The organism is Paenibacillus sp. 2RAB27, assembly GCF_052115445.1.
Taxonomy (GTDB): domain Bacteria; phylum Bacillota; class Bacilli; order Paenibacillales; family NBRC-103111; genus Paenibacillus_E.
The window spans coordinates 14528-35523 of sequence record NZ_JBFRGR010000050.1; the positions used below are offsets into that span (position 1 = coordinate 14528).

General features: G+C 42.8%; 24 protein-coding genes, 1 pseudogene and 1 riboswitch. Of the genes and pseudogenes, 7 read left to right on the forward strand and 18 right to left on the reverse strand.

Translation table 11 applies throughout. The features are described from left to right. Window positions 1–29: 29 nt before the first annotated feature. The 6 genes and pseudogenes from AB4114_RS32965 to AB4114_RS32990 all read right to left on the reverse strand — a co-directional run. A pseudogene (locus AB4114_RS32965) lies at window positions 30–455 on the reverse strand (VOC family protein); the annotation flags it as partial. A 49-nt stretch (window positions 456–504) separates the two neighbouring features. Beyond that, window positions 505–957: a hypothetical protein gene (locus tag AB4114_RS32970; protein WP_441992206.1), complete on the reverse strand. Its 453-nt coding sequence runs from the start codon at window positions 955–957 to the stop codon at window positions 505–507. A gap of 24 nt (window positions 958–981) precedes the next feature. After that, window positions 982–2154 carry an alanyl-tRNA editing protein gene (locus AB4114_RS32975; RefSeq protein WP_441992207.1) on the reverse strand — a complete coding sequence of 391 codons (1173 nt, stop codon included), beginning with the start codon at window positions 2152–2154 and terminating at the stop codon, window positions 982–984. A 36-nt stretch (window positions 2155–2190) separates the two neighbouring features. Beyond that, window positions 2191–2772 carry a YdeI/OmpD-associated family protein gene (locus tag AB4114_RS32980; protein WP_441992208.1) on the reverse strand — a complete coding sequence of 194 codons (582 nt, stop codon included), beginning with the start codon at window positions 2770–2772 and terminating at the stop codon, window positions 2191–2193. A gap of 32 nt (window positions 2773–2804) precedes the next feature. Next, window positions 2805–3254: an NUDIX hydrolase gene (locus tag AB4114_RS32985; protein WP_441992209.1), complete on the reverse strand. Its 450-nt coding sequence runs from the start codon at window positions 3252–3254 to the stop codon at window positions 2805–2807. 101 nt (window positions 3255–3355) lie between these two features. Continuing rightward, complete coding sequence (locus AB4114_RS32990) at window positions 3356–5467, reverse strand: glycoside hydrolase family 52 protein (protein ID WP_441992210.1); 2112 nt, start codon at window positions 5465–5467, stop codon at window positions 3356–3358. A 173-nt stretch (window positions 5468–5640) separates the two neighbouring features. Here AB4114_RS32990 and AB4114_RS32995 point away from each other — a divergent pair, with 173 nt between their 5' ends. Continuing rightward, on the forward strand, window positions 5641–6540 hold the full coding sequence (locus AB4114_RS32995) for an AraC family transcriptional regulator (RefSeq protein WP_441992211.1): 900 nt from the start codon (window positions 5641–5643) through the stop codon (window positions 6538–6540). Window positions 6541–6572: 32 nt separating this feature from the next. Here the strand turns inward: AB4114_RS32995 and AB4114_RS33000 are convergent, their stop codons facing one another. From AB4114_RS33000 to AB4114_RS33015, 4 genes are all read right to left on the reverse strand, one after another. Further along, complete coding sequence (locus AB4114_RS33000) at window positions 6573–7586, reverse strand: hypothetical protein (protein WP_441992212.1); 1014 nt, start codon at window positions 7584–7586, stop codon at window positions 6573–6575. Between the two features lie 245 nt (window positions 7587–7831). Next, window positions 7832–8263, reverse strand: coding sequence for a group-specific protein (locus tag AB4114_RS33005; protein ID WP_441992213.1), 432 nt, complete (start codon window positions 8261–8263; stop codon window positions 7832–7834). A gap of 29 nt (window positions 8264–8292) precedes the next feature. Next, the gene (locus tag AB4114_RS33010) at window positions 8293–8748 is read right to left on the reverse strand and encodes an SRPBCC family protein (protein ID WP_441992214.1); all 456 of its coding nucleotides are present in this window, start codon (window positions 8746–8748) and stop codon (window positions 8293–8295) included. A 244-nt stretch (window positions 8749–8992) separates the two neighbouring features. Next, window positions 8993–9643, reverse strand: coding sequence for a CAP domain-containing protein (locus tag AB4114_RS33015; protein WP_441992215.1), 651 nt, complete (start codon window positions 9641–9643; stop codon window positions 8993–8995). Between the two features lie 5 nt (window positions 9644–9648). Continuing rightward, a riboswitch (cyclic di-AMP (ydaO/yuaA leader) is annotated at window positions 9649–9783 on the reverse strand. Between the two features lie 168 nt (window positions 9784–9951). On the opposite strand from AB4114_RS33015, the gene AB4114_RS33020 reads away from it, so the two are divergent. Next, window positions 9952–11403: a hypothetical protein gene (locus tag AB4114_RS33020; RefSeq protein ID WP_441992216.1), complete on the forward strand. Its 1452-nt coding sequence runs from the start codon at window positions 9952–9954 to the stop codon at window positions 11401–11403. Between the two features lie 117 nt (window positions 11404–11520). On the opposite strand, the gene AB4114_RS33025 is transcribed toward AB4114_RS33020, so the two are convergent. From AB4114_RS33025 to AB4114_RS33035, 3 genes are read right to left on the reverse strand one after another with little or no spacing between them, the layout of a single operon-like run. Then, the gene (locus AB4114_RS33025) at window positions 11521–11976 is read right to left on the reverse strand and encodes a hypothetical protein (protein ID WP_441992217.1); all 456 of its coding nucleotides are present in this window, start codon (window positions 11974–11976) and stop codon (window positions 11521–11523) included. Further along, window positions 11963–12760 (reverse strand): hypothetical protein, encoded by a 798-nt coding sequence (locus AB4114_RS33030; RefSeq protein WP_441992218.1) that lies wholly within the window; start codon window positions 12758–12760, stop codon window positions 11963–11965. Before AB4114_RS33030 ends, AB4114_RS33025 begins: the two co-directional genes overlap by 14 nt. Further along, complete coding sequence (locus AB4114_RS33035) at window positions 12757–13281, reverse strand: hypothetical protein (protein ID WP_441992219.1); 525 nt, start codon at window positions 13279–13281, stop codon at window positions 12757–12759. Before AB4114_RS33035 ends, AB4114_RS33030 begins: the two co-directional genes overlap by 4 nt. A gap of 656 nt (window positions 13282–13937) precedes the next feature. Between AB4114_RS33035 and AB4114_RS33040 the strand changes: the two genes are divergently transcribed. Further along, window positions 13938–14468 (forward strand): DUF84 family protein, encoded by a 531-nt coding sequence (locus tag AB4114_RS33040; RefSeq protein ID WP_441992220.1) that lies wholly within the window; start codon window positions 13938–13940, stop codon window positions 14466–14468. A gap of 236 nt (window positions 14469–14704) precedes the next feature. Here AB4114_RS33040 and AB4114_RS33045 read toward each other — a convergent pair whose 3' ends face one another. From AB4114_RS33045 to AB4114_RS33060, 4 genes are all read right to left on the reverse strand, one after another. Further along, window positions 14705–15136 (reverse strand): hypothetical protein, encoded by a 432-nt coding sequence (locus tag AB4114_RS33045; RefSeq protein ID WP_441992221.1) that lies wholly within the window; start codon window positions 15134–15136, stop codon window positions 14705–14707. Window positions 15137–15506: 370 nt separating this feature from the next. Beyond that, window positions 15507–15851: a zinc ribbon domain-containing protein YjdM gene (locus AB4114_RS33050; RefSeq protein WP_441992222.1), complete on the reverse strand. Its 345-nt coding sequence runs from the start codon at window positions 15849–15851 to the stop codon at window positions 15507–15509. Between the two features lie 75 nt (window positions 15852–15926). Beyond that, window positions 15927–16526, reverse strand: a complete 600-nt coding sequence (locus AB4114_RS33055; protein WP_441992223.1) for a hypothetical protein — start codon at window positions 16524–16526, stop codon at window positions 15927–15929. 167 nt (window positions 16527–16693) lie between these two features. Next, a complete protein-coding gene (locus AB4114_RS33060) occupies window positions 16694–17056 on the reverse strand; it encodes a c-type cytochrome (RefSeq protein WP_441992224.1) in 363 nt (120 codons plus the stop codon). A gap of 176 nt (window positions 17057–17232) precedes the next feature. Here AB4114_RS33060 and AB4114_RS33065 point away from each other — a divergent pair, with 176 nt between their 5' ends. From AB4114_RS33065 to tatA, 4 genes are all read left to right on the forward strand, one after another. Beyond that, the gene (locus AB4114_RS33065; RefSeq protein ID WP_441992225.1) at window positions 17233–18009 is read left to right on the forward strand and encodes a gluconate 2-dehydrogenase subunit 3 family protein; all 777 of its coding nucleotides are present in this window, start codon (window positions 17233–17235) and stop codon (window positions 18007–18009) included. A 32-nt stretch (window positions 18010–18041) separates the two neighbouring features. Continuing rightward, window positions 18042–19763 carry a GMC family oxidoreductase gene (locus AB4114_RS33070; RefSeq protein WP_441992226.1) on the forward strand — a complete coding sequence of 574 codons (1722 nt, stop codon included), beginning with the start codon at window positions 18042–18044 and terminating at the stop codon, window positions 19761–19763. A 40-nt stretch (window positions 19764–19803) separates the two neighbouring features. Beyond that, a complete protein-coding gene (gene tatC, locus AB4114_RS33075) occupies window positions 19804–20544 on the forward strand; it encodes a twin-arginine translocase subunit TatC (RefSeq protein ID WP_173109323.1) in 741 nt (246 codons plus the stop codon). Between the two features lie 65 nt (window positions 20545–20609). Then, window positions 20610–20810: a twin-arginine translocase TatA/TatE family subunit gene (gene tatA / locus AB4114_RS33080; RefSeq protein ID WP_171630607.1), complete on the forward strand. Its 201-nt coding sequence runs from the start codon at window positions 20610–20612 to the stop codon at window positions 20808–20810. A 67-nt stretch (window positions 20811–20877) separates the two neighbouring features. On the opposite strand, the gene AB4114_RS33085 is transcribed toward tatA, so the two are convergent. Further along, window positions 20878–20996, reverse strand: a 119-nt coding sequence (locus AB4114_RS33085; RefSeq protein ID WP_441992227.1) for an IS3 family transposase, incomplete at its 5' end; no start/stop codon positions are given.

Consider the following 20996-nt stretch of genomic DNA (forward strand, 5'->3'; position numbering starts at 1 on the left):
TGTGCCGGCTGCCGTGATGTCGTGATTGAACCAATTAGAATTCCTTCACTACCACGAATGTAGCAGAGACGATACGAGTTCTCGTACTGAACCACTTCGCCAACGAGCTGAGCACCAAACTTAGTGAGTCTGGATACCATTTCGTCAATGTCCTCTACGGTGAACATGACGCGTAGATATCCGAGGGCATTTACAGGAGCAGTTCGGTGATCTGATATAGTAGCTGGGGTTAGAAATCGCGAAAGTTCAATTCGGCTGTGGCCATCTGGGGTAATCATCATTGCAATCTCTACACACTGTGAACCCAGCCCGGTAACCCGACCAGCCCATTCACCTTCGACAGTAGCTCACCCTTCGAGCTTCAAGCCAATCTCCTCGAAGAAAGAGATTGCGTTATCAAGGGATCCTACAACGATGCCAACATTGTCCATTCTTAGTACTTTGTTATCTGCCATAGTTATATCTCCTTATGTGACAAATTTATTAAATCAATTTTAGACTGATCTATTGAACCTCTATAACAAAGAAATACATGGAACTTCCTTTCCTMCAATTTGCAGAAATCCCATATATGTAYACGCCTTTCTCTTTGGGTACCGTCAAAACTTGATTCTTTAGTTGGACATTTTCAGATGTCCCTTCATTATTGGTCCATAACTGCACACCCAATGAATTTTTCTTAGGTTTGTTTATAAATTTGATCGTTATTTGGGATTCTGGTGAGACCACAACAGGATTAAGACCCGCATATTTTGTCAGCTCATGGGGAGCAGGCATATCTGAGCACACTCCGCTAAATAAACCTGACCAACAATATGAACCTTGTGCGAAAGCAATTTTTTTATTGCCTGCTGTAATCGTCGGTTTAGGTGGTTCGGATCTAAAGAGTTCAGAAATATAATAAAACCCAACTAATAATACAGCTGCTACGAAAAAAATGGTTAATCGTTTCTTCATAAAATCCCTCCAAACGATCTTCCCTTAATTCCCTCTAAATGTCGCCTCCGCATAGGAATAGAAAGCAATAGCATCCTCTCTACTCAAGAACCCCGCTTGCGCCAATTTATCACTGCCGCCGCCTTTGCCGTTGTAGCTTCCTAGATGAGCTTTGAAGAATGCACCGCATGCTTGTGCATATTGGCCATTGTGTGCTAATACGACTTTGTTCTCAGAAGAACTTATGAACAAGATTGGAAGATCAGACTTCGAAGCAATCTTACTTGCTAAACTTTGCATATCCTTCAAAGATTTATCAGTGAATTGACGTGCAATGACATCCTGACTTTCCACTAGTAACTCCTGCGCCAAGTACTCATCTAGTTTCTCTTTAAGCCCAGTTAACTCAGTTTGAACAAGTTTGTGCTCATGCTCCCACTTCTCAATGCGATCTATGATTTCATCTTTAACCGTATTAAATTTGCCTGACAATGCCCCAAGAATTCTCACATTCTCGTTAAATTCAGCTAACGCACGAAGTCCACAATGGAAATAAATCCGAGTGTTCCCTTTTTGCTTCTCCGTTTTCAAAAGCTTAATAATTCCGATCCCGCCAGTGGACGCAACATGTGTACCTCCGCAAGCGTTATACTCCACACCATTGATTTCAACAATCCGAATATCCTTCGTCACCTTTGGCTGCTTGACAAGCGGCAACTGCGCTAGCTCCTCAGGTGTTACGAAGTAGCTGCTAATCGAGCGATTCTCGTAAATCTTACGATTCACTTCAGTCTCAATCGCCGCTAACTTACTTGGGTGGAGTTCAAGGGTCTCCACATCGATCGTGCAGTAATCCGTCCCCAGATGAAAGCTTACCGTATTAGCCTCATACAGATCTCGGCATACGGCCGAAAGTAAATGTTGACCACTATGTTGCTGCATATGATCGAATCTAAGCTGCCAGTCCAGCTTACAATTCACTAGTGTTCCTTCTGGCATGTTCTCTACCTTATGTAGGACCACATCCTCCTCCAGTATCACGTCAAGGACGGCAATACCGTTGATTTCACCAGCATCACAGGGTTGTCCACCGCCAAGCGGATAAAACGCTGTCTCCTMCAAGAGGACATAATGGCCATCTTCTCTTTCGATCTTCTGGCTGATCGTAGTTTGCCATTCTTTCAAATACGCATTTTCATAATAAAGTTTTTTCGTCATGATGTTGGTTTTCCTCTCTGTATTCGAAATCATTTTTTACGGATAAATCTTCTCCCCATTTTCAAGCATCAAAATAAACTCCTGAATCCGCTTCACACGGGTTTCTTGCTTCTTGGCCGTATGAATCCGGAACGTAATCGCATATTTATTTTGCCGATCCAGCGTATCATAGAAGGCCTTCGCCTCGCTATTCTTCTCCAATTGCAAAGCAAAATCCTCTGGGATTGTTGCATGACTTTGCGGTTCATAGGCTTTCTCCCACTGCCCATTCTTCTTCGCAGCCTCGATCGCCTTCATGCCGGAAGGTTTCATGCGTCCATCTGCAATCAGAATCTCAGCTTTATCTTTATTCACTTTGGACCAAATACTCCTTACTCCGCGTGGCGTAAACCGCTGAAGCCAGCTCTGCTCGTCCGCTTTTTCTTTCTGGCTATCAATCCATCCATAACATAACGCGCTCTCGAGTGCTTGATCGTAGGAAACCGTTTTGATTCGAGCACCTTTCTTTGCGATTTGCAATCGGATGCCAGGAGAAGTGTTATGATTTATCGCAAGCCACTGTTCAAAAGCAAGTTGATCTTCAAAATGCAGCTGTGGCAATTCGTTTTTCGTATTCAAAATTTTCGCCTCCTAAAATCTATACGCTTTCATTATACAGTCATCTCATCCTCTTCACCTAGGAATCCCAAGATTTCAAGCGCCATTCTCAAAATCCCGCGATTATTCTGGTAACCATTCAAATTGTGTTCGGCCCAGGCATCCGCCGCGCCATGCCACTTGACTCCCCGAATTTCCTCCGTTTGAGCTTTGAGATCATCGCTGAGTGCTTCGACTAAATAATAGTGTGTTTCCTTCTCCACATGTCCATGTTCCGTGTGCTCGAACTGATAATAATTAATAATCAGTGGCTGAATAATTTTGCCATCAATATTCGTTTCCTCTTTGATTTCCCGAAGCGCCGCTTGCTCAATCGTCTCCCCAGCCTCCATGCGACCTTTCGCGAAAGCCAGTTTCCGATAGCGATCCTCGATGAGTAAAATGTGAAAATCATTGCCAATTTGTCGGTAAACGACACCGCCTGCAGAGATTTCTTTTTTCATAAGCTCAATACCTCCAATCAAACGAAGCTCACCCTTTCTATTTTACAAATAGTACCAACAAAAAAGCAACCAAAGCGAATGCTTCAGTTGCTCGAATGTGATTATTTCTTTTCTTGCAGCCATAAAATGCTCGTAACACCGCGCGGGTAGTACTTGCTGCCTGTAATCTCACCGGAAATGATTTGATCACTCCAGCTCCAAATGGACAAGGTTGGGTGGGTCAACCATGCAACATGGGCTGCATCCGCTGCAGCTCCCGATTCATCCCATGTTAGATCTAAGATTTCACGTGCGACGAATTGACACAAATAAATTTTGCTTAACCAGGAGTTATTACTTGTCGAAGAAAGCTTCCATCCACCATCCGTGAACAGGCAAGTACCTTCAACAAGGACAACATCCAGATGCTTTTTCAACGCTTCGATATAAAAGCCGTAACGCCCCTTCACGTCAAGCACAGACTTATTGCCTGTGAAGTAAGGAAATACCAGACCTTCGATCGCTGGAATGATTTTGGAATCATTGCCTTCACCGACTACGGCTGGTATGTATCCTTCTGCAGTGACGAATGACGTTACTGTTTGTGCACATTTCAGAGCCTGTTCACTTGCGATAAGAGCTAGATCTTCTCTACCATTTTGAGCAAAAATAGTTTCCATCGCCACGTAAGCCGCCCAACATTTGCCCGCCATATAAATATTGTTACGGGATTGTCCCAGCGAGACATCTAAACTGTCATACGTCGTGATTTCTGCTCCGCCCATCGTGCGCGTGCTGTCTAACGACATGATCCCATTGCGAAGTTCTGGATTTGGATGATCGCGATGGAGCATACTCGTTAAACATTTTTCAAAAATGGTAAGATTCGTTTGCAGCCATGCTTGATCATCGGTATGCGCCACGTAGGTTGCTCCGCATAAGGTCCAATTCACCAACTGCTCATGTGTCATATGAGAAAAACAGTCATCCAAACCATAAAGCTCATAAGCCGAGTAACCTGGGCGTGAAAGTGTATTCGCAACTCCCATATCATGTGTAAATGAAATTCCACCCGGGTATTCCGAAGGATCGCCTGGGAAACTAACCATGTCTTCATAACTATACCGTTTCACGAACATATCCAGCTCATTACGTACCGTCCAAGGATTCACGGCTAACTCATAAAACAACTGATCAACGGTCAAATCGAACGTGTTCATCATCCGGTATTCGCCTTCGTTGACGATCCAGAATGGCTCATCATCCATATCGAGAAGCTGTGTATTTCCGTTATAACTACGAATCGCATACGCAAGCATGAACTTCTGATCATCCGATAAGCGTGAATTAGCGATGTTAGCGTCTGAGCTTTGAGCTAATGCCATTAGCTTATCGAAATTGCCCAAAGCGTAATCAGCAACAGCTTCAATATTGCGGAATAAACGAGCGTACGTATAGGATGCATCACGCCCCGCTGTAACAATGCCTCCGCGATGGAAGCAAATTGCGAATTCATACGTGCGTTTCTCACCCGCAGGGGTGTCAGCGAATAAAGCACCAACGGTACCGAGTCCGAAGGTCAAGTTCTCTACAATTTTCATACTCAAAATATCTTCGATACTAAAATAGAGACCTGAACGCACTTCAGGATCTTTGGATACAATTGCTGTAATCCGGCCTTGACCTATTCCCGCGGCACCCTCCATCGTATCATCCAACCTGCGCATCGCACTGTATGGATCCGTTCCCTGATACCCGAAGAAAACTCTTCTAGATGAGGTTCCGTGGGTATTGTCCACGGTAATCTTCGCAAGAACAGCTGGGACGAGCGCTAAACGCAACTCCTCATCACTTGCTGTTACCGGATCTGGTACAGACTGAACGGGAGAAATCAGACTGAATGCCAAATCGCCAGCTCTCCACGTATCTGTGCTGACTTTGAATTCGCGTTGAATCTCATCCTGTACAAAAGGGAAAACGGTTTTCTTCTTATTCTGCTTTGGATCCGGATTTTCAATATCATAGCGAAGGCTTTCGTCTTCACTCACGTACTCGAAGAACGGTAAAGCATCATAAGTGCCGCCTTGCGTAGTTTCTAGCCCAATATATATATTTTGCTTTGGCGGACGCGCTTGTTCGAGATCGAAGCCTCCGCTTTTGCCTGGAAATCCAAGAGTAAAGCTTGCAAATGCGCCAATTGGTGAATGGTGTGCATTGAAAAATTGATTCTTCATATCAGGATGATGCTCCTCTCAGTCATTTGCCCTTATTATACAATGACCCCAACCCTGAACCCATGGGCAATACGCTCTTTCATTTGGACAAAAGAAACATTTGATTCCATCCTATTTAAGTGAGATAGTTATCGTATCCAATACTTAATAACCTTTTCCAAAGGAGTCTTTTTATGAAAGTCTTTCAACAAGAATCGTTACCAACTGGTCTCGAAAATGTCGTTCATGGGAGTATGCTGCCTGATGTGCAGGCATCTTTCCAAATTTTTGCCGCCCATCTTCGCAAGGTTAACGCGCAGTGGTCATTCCCAGAGCATCAACATCCGATGTTTGAGCTGAATCTTGTCATTGATGGCTCCCAGCGTATGCGCGTTGGCGACAAGCATTTTGTACAAAGGCAAGGCGATTTGGTTTGGATCCTTCCGAATGAAGTGCATGCAAGCTTGGGTGCGGTCGATGGCAATATGATGGAGTACGTGTGTGTACATTTAGAGGTAACGGATCCTTGGTTTCGTCACCAATTAAATCAAATTGGGCAAATTGTTCACCCCTCTGGCAGCAAAATGGAGAGCTTACTCCGTCCCATTCTTATGGATCTCGCACAAATAGCCAGAGAAAATACCTCTAGTGGACTGAGTCTGAAGCTGCAAACGATGCATGCTTCCTTTCGTATTTTCACCGTGTTAAGCGAGGTCTTACTCGATGAGGCTGTGGTTTCTAGTCAGCAAACCGGCGATTCTGGCTTAGCTGCACAGCTAGCTGCATTCATTGAGCATCAAGCCTCTACGACAATGAAAGGGCAGGAACCTTTCAGAATAACGCTTATTGCGAAGCAGCTCGGGTATAGTCCCGCACATTGCAATCGGGTTTTTCACAAAGCTTATGGGGTCTCCCCACGGCATTATTTGAGCACAATCAAGCTGCGTCAAGCCAAGCTCCTGCTAATGGACCCTACTCATTCAATCGAGCATATCGCCGAACAATTGGGATACAAGGATTTGTCGCAATTCAGCAAACAATTCAAACGATGGACGAATTTATCTCCCACGGCCTACAGACATCTTTCTTGGTGAGAATACGTTATTGTTGGGAAGTGAATTTTCAGCTATTTTAAATTGAGTTTCACACTTATTTTCTTTGCTTCTTCTGTCACTAGTTGAATCGAGTAGCTTCCACTCACTCCATTAAACTCGATGAGTCCACTACTGGATGGAGAGATTACTTTCTCCCATTGAACGAGATTCTTATTCACTACTTGCAGGGTTACATTCCCGGATTCGACCGTTGATTCATAAGGAATACTGACTTTTCCAGCGGTTTTAATCGTATACTCATGAACCTTATACGTACCTTTCAAAGTCCCGATCGTAAGATTAACGTTACCATTCACATTTGATTTACTAGTAAAAGTCGACACATTATGGCTAACTACCATATCTCCACCGAAAGCCATAATAAGCTTAACCGCAATCACAGCGATGATGAAGAAAGCAAAACTAATAATGATCCATTTTATTTTTTTGTTGCTCACTTTGTTGACCCCTTTAGCTTTTAAAATACTTTTGGATATTTTTTTTATTTTCAAGAATGTGCTGATTTTAGTATTGCTAGTAATAGTATCTGCTACCTCATCTACTTTGCTTTGTTTCGATTTGTAACTTGTAAAAATATCAATACCCATATCAAATGTCTTACGCATCACTTCATCTTGAGAAACTTCTTTTCTACTTTTCATTTCAACAATAATTGCATCAAAATCCAACTCCGTTGGGTTAGCTGCCACAGTAGAGCAATAGGTATCAAAGCTAAAAGAGGCTGCGATAATTACATCAACCAAGTATAGGTCACCTGTTTGATTAAGTAAGTTTTCAACTATTAGATAATAATGGCGATAAATTCCCCATGATTCTTTTGCATACTGAGATTCAGCTATGATTAAATCTCTTAAAAGTTCACCAGGTATATGATTGAAATCAATTGACTCTATGTATTTAAGTAGCTCTCTTCTAAAATGAATATTCTCATCAACTAATTCATTAGCATGCTTACCATTCCACTTGAAATAAATKAGCTCATTTCGATTTGAGTTATATGTTTCTATAAATTCATTCGGATTCATGATTTCGATCCTTTGCTTAGATTTATGGGAAATCTTCCTTCATTTAATCGATACATTACTGTCCATTTTTGTTTGTAACGGAACCAGGAGACGTTATTTACAGCAAAACCAGCTAGAATGGTATCGAAAGGGAACGTCAGTACGCTATTTACTCGAAAACTGCTAAAAATCCACGAAAATGGACAAATAGCGCATTCACGTTCCGTTAGCTGCCAATACTAGCATTTTACATAGAAATAGCGTACCTACGTTCCCTTACTACTCAAATTAGGCATCCCCATGTTTGTTCGATCGCAACTTTTATTTATCGTTAAGACTAAGTCGTCTATCGGTCCGATGATTTTCTGCACCTCCGGCAGTTGATAAAACGTACTCGTTTTGTCAATATCGTTCATCTCATCGTTAGCAGAATACATAAAAATAGCCTTCCCTGCTCCGAGAGCTAGTCCTAACTCAACATGGCTTCCCTTACCCGCTGGCAACATGATGATGAAGAGATCTGCACGCAATACGGCTTCTTTCTCTTTCGCACCAATCGCCGCGAGCTCTTGAAGTGAATCGATACCTGTATGCATCGTCCAATCGTATGTTTGAAGATATCCCATAGACTTCAACTGCTTCGCAACATATCGGACATTGTCGATGTTTTTGAAACTGGATGCAAGATAGAATTTCAATTGGATCCCCTCTCTTCTCTTCTCCCTACTTACTTTTGCTCAGCTAAAATTTTCAACTGCTCATTCCGATAGTTCAAAAATCGTGTCATATATCTCCTCAACACAACCCTCTCAACGATCCATCCGACCCAGCCCAGCGGGGCCTCAAAAGTTAATGTATCTTTCATCAAAGTTTTATTACCTAAATCGATAAATTCGTGCTCATGCCTCATACTTTTAAACGTACCCTGCAACATCTCATCAACAAAGCGGTAAGGCCGAGCATAATTCGATATGAGTGACTTGTGTTTTTGCCTAATGAAGAAATGTCTCGCCTCAAAAGTAACTGTATCCCCTCCACTAATCATGCCTGTTGTCGTTCCAGCTATCGCTCGTTCCTTGGTATGTGGCCAAACAGTCCGCGTATGTATATCAATATTCGTTGCCATGTCAAAGCAAACATCAATAGATGCTTTTATTTCGATTTCTGTGAAAATCTTAATCACKGGATGCACCTCAATATTCTTTCTGTATCAATTTAGATTTTCAGCTACATAATACGATCCTTGCCGATCCATATGATATATAATACCATCACATACAATTAGTAGGTTGGATTTATTGGATTTTATCCATTGTTGCGGAACGTAGTTCCCCTTCGCAGTACAGGTGACCCACACTGAAGCGTTAATACAAAAAACAGCCTCCCAAGGGAGACTGCCACAATCCACGATTATCACGTAACTTAACTTAATTACTTATAAATTCCTGTACCCACTCACCGTTGTAATAACCCACGCCAATTTGGGTATAGTTCGGACTCAAAATATTCGCTCTATGACCTGAACTATTCATCCATGCTGTCATGACAGCATCAGGCGTTTGTTGACCTTTGGCGATGTTTTCACCCGCGTAGGAATAAGAGATGCCATAGGAGCTCATCATATCAAAAGGTGACCCGTAAGTTGGCGATGTATGATCGAAATAGCCGTTATTGTACATGTCTTTCGCTTTATCCAGTGCCATCGCGGTAAGTGCGCTATTGCTGGTCAAAGGCTTCAATCCAGCCTTCGTTCTCTCCTGGTTGACTAAGGTAACCACTTGGCTAGCGAAAGTGGATTGCGTAGGTGCTGGCGTAACCTGTGGTTTAGTCGCAACAGTTGTACCCGTGCTTCCTGGGATGTTGAGCTTCATGCCCGACCAAATCACGTTCGGGTTGGATACTTGCGGATTCGCCTTGATCAGCGAAGTAAGGCTGACGCCATATTTTTTCGAGATTAACCACATGGTATCGTTGCCTGCTACCGTGTGCGTTCCCGTAGCAGCAAATGCTGAGTTCGCCCCCATCAAGACGGTCAAACCTAGTGCTCCTGTAACTACAAGCTTCTTGTAACGTTTCACTATAAACCTCTCCTTTTCGCGGCCTGCGAGGTTAGCTGTCGGATTCGGATCAAAGAGTAATCACCCGGCCGCGCATAACGCGACTTCACCCCAAAGATTGGTTCCCCCGTGCTTCAAAAAAGCTTCGGCCTTCTAAGTTTTGATCCAGCATGGATCTCAACGATTGTAACATGGGAATTCAGTGAGATCATGACTCAAAATTTACCATCAACAACACGATCTGGATATATCCTCCTTTATTCATACAACTTTTCTCACCATCCCGCGTCTAATCAGTAGCAATACTAACTTAGAAAAGGGTGATGGTTTTGAAGAAATTTGCTATAAAATGCTCGATTGTCATTCTCGGATTGATGAGCGGATTGTTACCGTTACTTCCCATGCAAGCTTCAGCAAGCGTATCTGTGAAGGCATCTCTGCCCTATTTTCCAATTCAAATCAATGGTCAAGACATGGATATTACCCATAGCCAATACCCGTTTCTGGTGTATAAAGACATCACTTACCTACCCATGACATGGAACAATTTCCAAACGCTCGGCATTGAATACAACTGGAGTGAATCCGATGGATTGCAGATTTGGTCAAATCGGAATTTCCCTCCACCCATTCATCAAAACCCGCTTGAACAGGATCTGACAACCAAAAGTAATGCAAGCAGTTACTCTGTCCAAATTTCCGATGTGCCAATTACGATGAATCAAGTAGAAATCAATAATCAAACAGAGCCCTACCMTTTTCTAACGTATCAAGATGTGATTTATATGCCTTTGACTTGGCGATTCGTCCATGATCTTCTTCAGATTGACATCCAATGGGGTGATGATGCAGGACTTTCGCTAGTCGGTGGGCAAAATGCTATCTATTCCATCATCGGTGACGATGATAGTTCACTATATTTCTACTCCCTGCTTTCCGCGGACCCTGCAAAATCCATGCTTAAGATGGATAAAAACAACTATCAAATCGAATGGAAAAACAATGAAGAACAAGATCAATTCTTCAAAGGACTTTCTAGTTCTCCCCATCCATTAGCTGGTAAACCAATAKAGTTAGTGCGTAAAGATCGCGATTTGTACTACGGTAATGTAAAAGTATACACACTTACAGACTCCGATGTATGGGAATCGGCAGCCTGGGGAGCACCTGTCCATACGTACGCGGCATTTCCTGCTGGCGATCAACGGGTAATCATATCCGTTAATCTGACCTTGCCGATTGCCGCTATTGGTCCAAATTATGGCACGACCTATACATTTCTTATTCAAAATGGGAACGTGACCCGACTCGAAGATTTCAATCAAAAGCTAGACCGCGTCATCCCGAATCCAGATGGTACCGTGTGGATTGCTTCTGCTAAATTACCTAGTCGAAGTGGCTATATTTCGGGTAGTGCCCGCGTTGGCTTGCTAGACCAAGTAGGAACGCTTCACATGGTAAATGAAAAGCTTCATGAATTGGATGTCAATGCATTAGGTATAACTAATCTTTCATTGACCAATCCTGCATCTACCGATGGAAGCCTCTATATCGTATTGAATGGCATCTCGAATAAGGATTATGCTGTGCAAGATACAGCTGGACTGTACAAACTGAATACGAAATTAGAAACAAAACGGTTATCCGACTATGTCTTTGGCGACTATTATTTGGATAAGAACAGAAACATTTTCATTAAACATCGCAACAATACGATAGAGAATCTGACTACGGGTGAGATGGGAACATGGTTTGATTATGAATTAGCTAAAATGAAATGAAAATACGCGTGTTAGTAAAAAGCAAGAGGCTAGTGGATATATCCATTAGCCTCTTGCTTTTTCGTGCAATCCAGCAAAAATAAGCTTGAAAGCTCAAGCTTGTCATATGTTCTATTTTTAAAATTTGCCTACGGATAGCGCTTGGTATTCCCACAACACATGCTGTACCTCTTTAAATCGTTCCTCATGGCATTGGATAATGACAGCAAGCTCGGGTAATCGCTCTTTTTTGCGAATAACATGTTTAAGTAGCTTCGTTTGTATGATGCGTGTGAGGCAATACCCCACAATAAATCCGCAAATAGCGCAAATAACTCCCCAAATAATTGGCCCCCAATACAATATGAAGCCGAAACTAATCCCAATGACAGTGAATGCCGTGGATGTTGCCATACCAACCTCGAAGGCCAGCGCTTTCTTGTTCGGATTTGAATTGTAATTATGATCGGGTATGTCCATATAGTTTTCCATCATGATAACCATGATTTCATTACGAGCTAGACCCATCTGTTCAAGTACGGCTAGTGCTTCCTCCACTTCTATCGAGTGCTCAAAAGTACTAATGATCAGCATGCGGGTCATTCTCCTTCTCAAACAGACGTAATGGAAAATGTGGATACTTTTCTGCTAAGTATTGCTTCTGCTCTAGACGAAAAAGTCGATTATGATCTTGCGCTGTCATAAATGCGTCATACACAGAGCCTCCAATGACTGACGGCATGAATAATAGCCAATGTGGATTTAGTAGTGCAGTCGATTTGGATAACTTACCAAGTATCAGATAAAGAGTAGCTTCGTGTGATCGCGACATGGTCAAATAAATAAACCACCAGAGTACCCAATAGAATCCTAAAGCAATTCGGTTATTATATAAATGGCCGAGTCCCGGAAAAACAAAGGAACAGACCATAGCTGCCCCAGGTCTCTTGTAGCTAATATTCGTGATCGTCCAAGGTTTAATGAGATTGGAAGTAATTCTTGCTCCTTCAAGCTTTGCCAGATGGCATTGCTTATTCGCATCGATCGCCTTGATATAACTATCCCATATCGCGAACAAGTAAACGAAGGCATAGGCGAATGCCCACCTTGGCTCAATAACTTGTGCAGCCAACTCGAATTGCCCACTGAAGGAGTAATAGATCGCCTCATTGATTCTAGCAAGTGAATTGATGACCACTTCCCATGTTGATAACAGAAATCCGCGTATAAATTGATGGAGCAGGAAATGACCGAATCCAGGAAAGGAAGCTGACCACCACGCTATTATCTTCGGATCCTGCCAACGCAGGCTAGTTAAACCGTCCAGACTTAATAAAGCTTGCTGTCTCCGTGGCGGATGCTCTTGTACAGAACTCAAGTTCGATCGATTCTCCTTGTCGATTTAGATTTTTGATCAATCCAATGCTTTTTCAGCTTTGTAAATACAAGAACACACAGCGTCTGCACGATGAGATACACGCAAAAAGAATAGCTTAATTTCCAGTGTAGGTACTGAAATACATCAAAATAAACATTTAAAGATTCATAGGCTGTTCCTATTAATGAACAACCTAATATATAGAAAGGAATCATCAACCCACGAATACGGAACCTGATGTAGTAATAAGCAAAAAAATAACCAAAGACAGGATATAAAGACCATGTTAGAATATCTGCAAAATCGAAATACGGATAAATATTCGTGTTATAGAGGTCAAACGGTGGTACGGCAATGATCGTATCCAAATTTTTGGCCGTATTCAGACTGAAAAGCATCATAATGATACTCACAGATTTTGGCATGTTACTTGGCAGAAACCACATAAAACCATAACTTAACACGAGACAAACGAGTGTAAATATCGTATTCCTTTGCAATAGCACATCAAGGTGACTCAAATGGTATTCCTTCCTTTCGCATAACTAAACGATACAATAGTAGTGCAAGTCCTGTACAAATAAGGAGCAAGACACTTTCCAAATATGACCAAGATACTCTCCACTGTTCAGAGTAGTGAACAATTCCTAAGTTTTGCATGCAAAATTTCAATACCACATGAAAGATTGAGAAAATAAAGATGGACAACGTCTTGTACAATAATCCACGTATTTTTACAAACTGCTCTATGGCCCATATCACTATAATCGGCGTAATCACTTGTTGATATATGATTCTAAAGATGATATCCGATAACCGAGGTGAAGGAATCAATAACTGATAATTCAAGGTGATAATCATAAAGTAGACACCATGCAGTAAAAGTACAATTAACCAGCAGAAGATTGTTTCAAACAGTTGCAACCTTCGCTTTATAACGAAAAAGGTAATGATGGTAAGGATATAAAATGTAATGAGCAGAATTTTTCCCATGCTTGCAGCACCATTGTCCCCTTCATCAACACATGTTTTTAACAAATATGCCCAACTTTGCACACATTTAGTACTGATTAGAAAAGGCACACCTTGCTACTAATCTTAATAGAAATCAAAACATGATATACTAGAACTTATTGTTTCTGTTGATCTGTTTTAGGAAAGTTAGGAGTGATGTCAAATGTTTGACAAAGATGTAAGAATTGCTTTAGGTACGAACAATCAAGCAAAGCGGGCTGCTGTGGTAGTGGCTACGGGGATAGAACCGATTTGTCACGCTGTCCCTTCTGGTGTATCTGACCAGCCAATGACGGAAGATGAAACCATTCTTGGTGCGATCACGCGGGCCAAAAATGTGCTTGAGGCAGAGCCTGAAGCCAACTTTGGACTTGGACTTGAGGGTGGCCTTACATTCGACAGCATCCATACGAGGCAGTGGTATCTCTTCTCTGTTTGCGCCGCTTGGGATGGAAATCAGCTCTATGTCGGCAAAGGTTTATATTTCCCCATTCCCAAAGAAATTGGAGAGAAATTAATGCAAGGTGGAACCGAGCTGCGCCACATCATAGATGAACTGAGCAGCACGGTCGGGAGTAATCACAAAGAAGGCGCTTATGGTCTATTTACGAATGGTCGAATTACACGAAGTGATATATTTCGGGATGCGGTCATTGCAGCACTGACACCTTTTCAATCCACGTTTTATAAGTAAAAGTAGGCCAAGGTAAAGTGAAAGAGGGCAGCCAGCAAGTAGAAGATTCTACTAGCAGGTGCCCTCTTTGTTTCACTTATAGATAGGTGCAATGCGGTTAATCCGATTCGGTCCATATTCCGCCGGTAGTCTTTCGACTGCCCTTTGACATTCGTCCGACAGTCCAGCGTCCAATCATGAAATACCGTAAATTGCTCATCTTTGGTTATATGAATATCGAAGTTTTCGTACTCGCTTCATACGTCCTCCGTAGTACTAACGTCTGCTTGAGAAACGTCATTAGATTCATACTCCAAACTTTTGATTGTGAGCAAGGCACTAGTACGTTTACCCACCAGTAATTCGATAGATTGATTGAGATGAAATTTTTCATATTCTCTTGCTTTTACACGCACTTTCATTAACTTTCCATTTGGTTTTCGAATATGAATACGGAATTCTTCGATAAATTCTACTTTAGCCACTATTTTCTCCGCGTCTTTTTGGATGAGATCTATACTAATAATGACAGCTAGAATGAGAAATAGTCCAAGACAAAAACTGAAAATAACAATAAAACCAACTGGGCGATGGTCTCCAATATTAATGATTAGTTGTACCAAAGATAAGAAGAAAAAAATACAAACACTAACAAGTTGAGATTTTAATGATCGTTCGTATAGTTTCACAGTTAGCCCCCCTCCATAAATAGTATTCGCGAAAAGCCTCCTATTCCCTTTTTATGCCTGGTATGGAACAAATAATCCAAAAAATAAAAAGCCCGCTAGAGCTTCATAAGCTCCAACGAGCAACATTCGACTTTTAAAGTTTAACGAGCTTTCCTTTTCCGCTTATGAAATACAAACCAAGCGACTCCGATCGTTCCAGCCGCGAGCACGGCGCTAAACAAGAGAATGTAACTAAGATGAAATAGTTGCAACGAATCCCCTCCTCTGTCGATCACCCTTATCAATCCTGCTCTATTTAAGATGAGTCACACGATGCTAAACTATCCCTTATTCAAAGAAAAAAGACCCGCACGTCGTACGGATCCCCCTCTTACATCTTTTTAACAAACTCCGACTTTAATTTCATTGCTCCGAAATCATCGATTTTACAATCAATATCATGATCGCCTTCGACTAAGCGAATGTTTTTCACTTTTGTACCCATTTTGATAACGGATGAAGTCCCTTTGACTTTCAAATCTTTGATGACCGTAACGGAATCCCCATCTTTCAATACATTACCGTTCGCGTCTTTGACCACTTTCTGATCATCGCCATTCTCAACTTCACTGACTGATGAAGACCACTCATGCGCACACTCCGGGCACACCAGTAAATTTCCATCTTCATACGTATAAGCAGATTGGCATTTCGGGCAATTAGGCAACTCTTCCATGCTGTCAATTCCTCCATTCAATAGTGCTAATAGTGCCACAAACGAAGCGAAATGACAAGGTAAGTTCTGCCAAAATTATCTTATATTCACCAAAGGAAGTGACCGATTCTTAGCTTTCAACGCCAAATAACAAGCCGTCAAAATCGCCCCTATTGTTCCACAAATGATGTCTGTCATCGTATCGAGCAGGCTGCCATTCTGTGAATCAAGCCCGAAGAGATGGTCTGTCGCGAATTCATATATCTCCCAAACTCCAGCCATCGCAATGGAAAAGAACAAGCACAGCCACACCGCGACATGCGGTGAAGGTGGTTCAACCCCCTCTTGATGATTCGATGCTTTGCTATATATCAATAAACCGATGAAACAGAGGATCACGCCCGAGAAGAGATGCTCGATTTTATCTAGATAAGGGATGACGCCGTAATAGCCGAATTCATTCGCAAGGAACATCGTGACAAAAATAAACAACAGCACACAGAAACGCAGCGATGTAAATAGGGTCGTCTTCGTCCATTTGACGACGAGTCGAATGAGTTGAAGTACAGCCACAATGAGCACCGCCTGGAACATTTTCCCCCAGTTTCCTTTCACAAGAAAGTAAACAAAGCAACCTCCTGCCAGTACATACATGGCAAACTCAAAGAGATCATTCCACCGATCTTTGCCCTTCATCTGGTTCATCTCCCTATTGCTTATTGAAAAGGAAGCACCTTTATCGGGTATTTTTCCAATTACTTATTTATCCTATGCCCTTTTTTAAACGAAATGAATGTCTCTTTAATCACGAAATAAAAATCCCGCCTAGCCGTTTTACAGCGAAGGGCGGGTTTCATTCCTGACTATTTTTTGTCTGCAAGCCATGTAGATAACGAACTGATTTCATCATCGGATAGCTTTCCTTTAAAAGCAGGCATTGCACCCTTCCCATTCGCGATGATCGCGGTGAGTTGTTCCTTCGAGTACTTTCCACCAACCTTCTGGAGATTCGGTCCGACTAAACCCTCCAAATTGGCGCCATGACAGCTGACACAATTGGCCTTAAATACCGTCTGTGCATCAGCTTTAGTCGTTGTTCCTGTACTTGCTGATGCTGTTGGCGCGGTTGTTGTTCCTGCACTTGGGCTAGGTGTTGTATTACTTTTACCGCAAGCCGATAACGCTCCAGCAAGCAAAAGGGTGAGGACTACGATCTTTGTGTTCATGAGTATGCTTCTCCTCACATTCATAGGTTCAAAACCATTTATAGAAATCGGAAACCTACCACTACATTTCCCCCGTTTCCATATTTTCATGCAACTCATGCATAGGAAATACACTTACAGATCAACATATCCATAACTACCCAGAAGTACATAAAATTCCATGGAGGTATGACAAGTTGGCTGACAAAAACACGCACAATCATACGCCTGATCACTCACGTCGCCGTTTTCTCAAGTACACTGGAACTGCCATTGGTGGCGTCGTGGTTGGTGGCGTCATTGGAAGCGCAGTATCTGGAGGGTTTAAGAAAGATACTACCCAGACTTCTCCTTCGCCTTCCGTAAGTCCGAAACCACAAGTCACGGCTGATTACAATCAAGCGCCGATGTTCTTCAATCAATCCCAACTGCAAATTACTGAAGCCGCAGCAGAGCGCATCTTTCCTAAGGACGACAGCGGACCAGGAGCTGCAGAACTAGGCGTTGCTTTTTTTATTGACCATCAGCTAGCCAGTCCTTGGGGTGTGAATGCCCGCACCTATCGGATGGGGCCTTTTGTGAAAGGTGAAGTCACACAGGGGGATTACCTCAGCATTCAACGTCATGAACTCATTACAATGGGGCTACATAGTCTTGAAGAAACAGCCAAAACCAAATATACGAAAGGCTTCGTAGATATTAAACCTGAAGAACAAGATGCGATTCTGACCTCCATGGAAAAAGGTGAAATCAGCGTCGTAAATGGAATTACAGGTAAAACCTTTTTCAACCAATTCCGTGTACTTGTGATGGAAGGTGTCTACTCCGATCCCTTGTACGGCGGGAATAAGAATATGGCTGGCTGGAAAATGCGTAATTACCCCGGCAACCAAATGACCTATACGAACATGATAGATAAAGATCAATTTGTCGTCATGGAGCCTCGCAGCTTACACGATCATTTTGCTCATTAAAGAACAAATTTCACGAAGGAAGGAATACGTTGATGGCTACTAAAATGCCGAAAGTCCCCGTTGTCATTGTAGGAATGGGATGGGTCGGGGGAATTATCGCCGCAGAATTAACGAAACAAGGAGTTAAAGTAGTTGGCTTAGAGCGCGGAAAGCCGCGCAGTACAGCAGACTACTATATGGTGCATGATGAGCTACGTTACGCTTCTCGCTATGATCTTATGCAGGATTTGTCCAAAGAAACCGTTACATTTCGCAATACGGAGAAAATGGCCGCTGTGCCGATGCGAGAGTACGGCTCCTTTCTGCTCGGTGAAGGTCTCGGCGGTGCAAGTGTTCATTGGAATGGACAAACCTATCGGTTTCTCCCTTATGATTTCGAGATTTATAGTAAAACTGTGGAACGCTATGGGAAGCAGAAAATTCCTGAAGGCATGATGATCCAGGATTGGGGCATCACGTATGACACGTTAGAGCCCTATTTCGATAAATTCGAGAAATTGGCTGGTATTTCTGGTGATACTGAGCAGAATCCACTTGTAGGCAAGCGTTCCGCTCCGTTCCCGACCAAACCGATGGTGAAAACGCCGATCTTGAAATTGTTCGAAGATGCGACCAAAAAACTCGGGTACCATCCCTATATGATGCCTTCGGCAAACTTGTCGGAACAATATACGAACCCTGATGGCATTACCCGTGCAGCCTGTCAATATTGCGGTTATTGCGAACGGTTTGGTTGTGAGTATGGGGCCAAAGCGGATGTGATCGTAACCTCGCTCCCCATTGCACAGAAATCCGGCAATTTCGAGTTACGCTCTTACTCCAACGTGACTCAGGTCCTGAACGATGGTAAAAAAGCGAGCGGCGTTGTATACGTGAATACCGTTACAGGAGAGCAATTCGAGCAGCCCGCGGATGTCGTCATCATGGCCAGCTATGTATTTAACAACATTAAGCTTCTGCTCACTTCCAAACTGGGTAAACCTTACGATCCTGCCACAGGAAAGGGAGTTATTGGTAAAAATTACTGCTACCAAACGAACGGCGGGAGTGCGACAGGCTTTTTCGATGAAAAGCAGTTCAACTTGTACGCGGGAGCTGGTTCTCTCGGCATGGAAATTCCTGATTTCAATGGAGATAATTTCGACCATACGAATCTGAATTTCATCCATGGCGCTGGTATCCGGATTTCGCAAACCGGCCAACGTCCGATTGCAAATAACTCTGTTCCCAAGGGTACACCTTCTTGGGGAAAAGATTTTAAACAGAAGTCGCTGAAGTATGCGAACAGTGTTCTATCTGTCTCGCCTCAGGGCAGCAGCATGCCATGGAAACATCATTATGTGGATTTGGATCCGACTTATAAGGATGCTTATGGTCTGCCACTGCCACGGATCACCTTCGATTTTGAAGAGCAGGATCGGCAAATGATCAAATTCGTTGCTGGTAAAGCGGCAGAAATTATGAAAGAAATGAACCCAACGACCATAGGGTCATCGGATACGTTAGCAGCGTACAACATTGTTCCGTATCAATCGACCCACAATACAGGCGGCGTAATTATGGGGTCAGATCCTTCCACTTCTGCGGTTAACTCGTATTTGCAAATGTGGGATGCCGAAAATGTGTTCGTCGTAGGCGCTTCCGCTTTCGCTCACAACAGTGGCTACAATCCAACAGGTACAGTTGGCGCGTTGGCTTACCGCGCTGTGGACGGTATTGCCAAATATTTGAAACAAGGTGGAAGTGTCGTTTAATGCGGACAGCCCACACGTTTCATGATAAAGGAGGAATCACATGGAGCAAGAAGATTGGATCTTACATTTGACAGAGGTTCGCAAGCGATTGCTCATCGTGTTCGCCTGGTTCATTGTCACGCTGTGTGTTGGCTTGTATCTCTCGTCTGATATCCTTCTGTACTTGAAATCACAGCCATTGATCGGAGAAATCAAGTGGAATGTATTTTCGTTCACGGATGGGCTGATGATTTATATGAAATGTGCGTTTCTGTTCGCCGCTTTATTTACGGTACCCGTCGTTCTCTACCAAGCATGGGTGTTCGTGAAGCCAGGTCTTACCGAAACCGAATCCAGGAACGCACTTCCCTACATACCAGTCGCTTTTGCGTTATTCATCATCGGGGTTTCGTTCAGTTATTGGGTCGTTTTCCCTATGATGATGCGCTTTATGATCCGTATGAATCAATCAATTGGCGCCGTTGAGACGTATGGAATTGATCGATATTTTGCTTTCTTGTTTCAAATTGTTATTCCGATGGCCATCGCGTTTGAGCTGCCTGTGGTTCTCCTTTTTTTAACGAAAATAGGGCTCTTAACGCCTCAGATTCTGAAAATGTCTAGGAAATACGCCTATATCGCGCTTACCATCACCGGCTCGTGCATCTCGCCGCCTGATATGATTTCACACTTATCGGTCACTGTGCCGTTAATACTCCTATTTGAAATCAGCGTATTGGTTGCCGGCTGGCAATGGCGAGCTATGCAGCGTGTTGCGAAATTGAACCTGATTGAAGAGTAAGAAAAAAGAACAGTAAAAGAAAAGACAAAAAGTAAAGAAAAGACAAAGAAAAGAGGATGATCGCAATGTTTAACAATATTGGAGTATCAGGATTAATCTTAATTCTGGCTATCGCTTTAATTGTCTTCGGACCTTCTAAGCTGCCGCAGCTCGGCCGTGCATTCGGAGATACGCTTCGTGAGTTCCGTAACTCAACTCGGAATATCATGGAAGAAGGCGAACATGACCATTTGATCGAAAATGAAGGCAAAAAGCCGCCTCTATAGAGGCGGCTTCCACATAACTGCATCTGGAGTGATGTTTTTGGACCTCTGTCAAGAAAGTAGACACTCGTTAAGAGAATTCAGCAACACTCTTGTAATAGTTTTCTTCAAATCGAACGGGTGAAAGGTAACCCAAAGAACCATGGATCCTTTTACGATTGTAAAAAAGTTCAATGTATTCGAACATAT

Bases quoted from the DNA above. Each gene is read 5' to 3' on its own strand.
- AB4114_RS32985 (WP_441992209.1), bottom strand. From the start codon at position 3,254: ATGAAAAAAGAAATCTCTGCAGGCGGTGTCGTTTACCGACAAATTGGC.
- AB4114_RS32990 (WP_441992210.1), bottom strand. From the start codon at position 5,467: ATGAAGAATCAATTTTTCAATGCACACCATTCACCAATTGGCGCATTT.
- AB4114_RS32995 (WP_441992211.1), top strand. From the start codon at position 5,641: ATGAAAGTCTTTCAACAAGAATCGTTACCAACTGGTCTCGAAAATGTC.
- AB4114_RS33025 (WP_441992217.1), bottom strand. From the start codon at position 11,976: ATGCTGATCATTAGTACTTTTGAGCACTCGATAGAAGTGGAGGAAGCA.
- AB4114_RS33040 (WP_441992220.1), top strand. From the start codon at position 13,938: ATGTTTGACAAAGATGTAAGAATTGCTTTAGGTACGAACAATCAAGCA.
- AB4114_RS33050 (WP_441992222.1), bottom strand. From the start codon at position 15,851: ATGGAAGAGTTGCCTAATTGCCCGAAATGCCAATCTGCTTATACGTAT.
- AB4114_RS33055 (WP_441992223.1), bottom strand. From the start codon at position 16,526: ATGAAGGGCAAAGATCGGTGGAATGATCTCTTTGAGTTTGCCATGTAT.
- AB4114_RS33060 (WP_441992224.1), bottom strand. From the start codon at position 17,056: ATGAACACAAAGATCGTAGTCCTCACCCTTTTGCTTGCTGGAGCGTTA.
- AB4114_RS33070 (WP_441992226.1), top strand. From the start codon at position 18,042: ATGGCTACTAAAATGCCGAAAGTCCCCGTTGTCATTGTAGGAATGGGA.
- tatC (WP_173109323.1), top strand. From the start codon at position 19,804: ATGGAGCAAGAAGATTGGATCTTACATTTGACAGAGGTTCGCAAGCGA.
- tatA (WP_171630607.1), top strand. From the start codon at position 20,610: ATGTTTAACAATATTGGAGTATCAGGATTAATCTTAATTCTGGCTATC.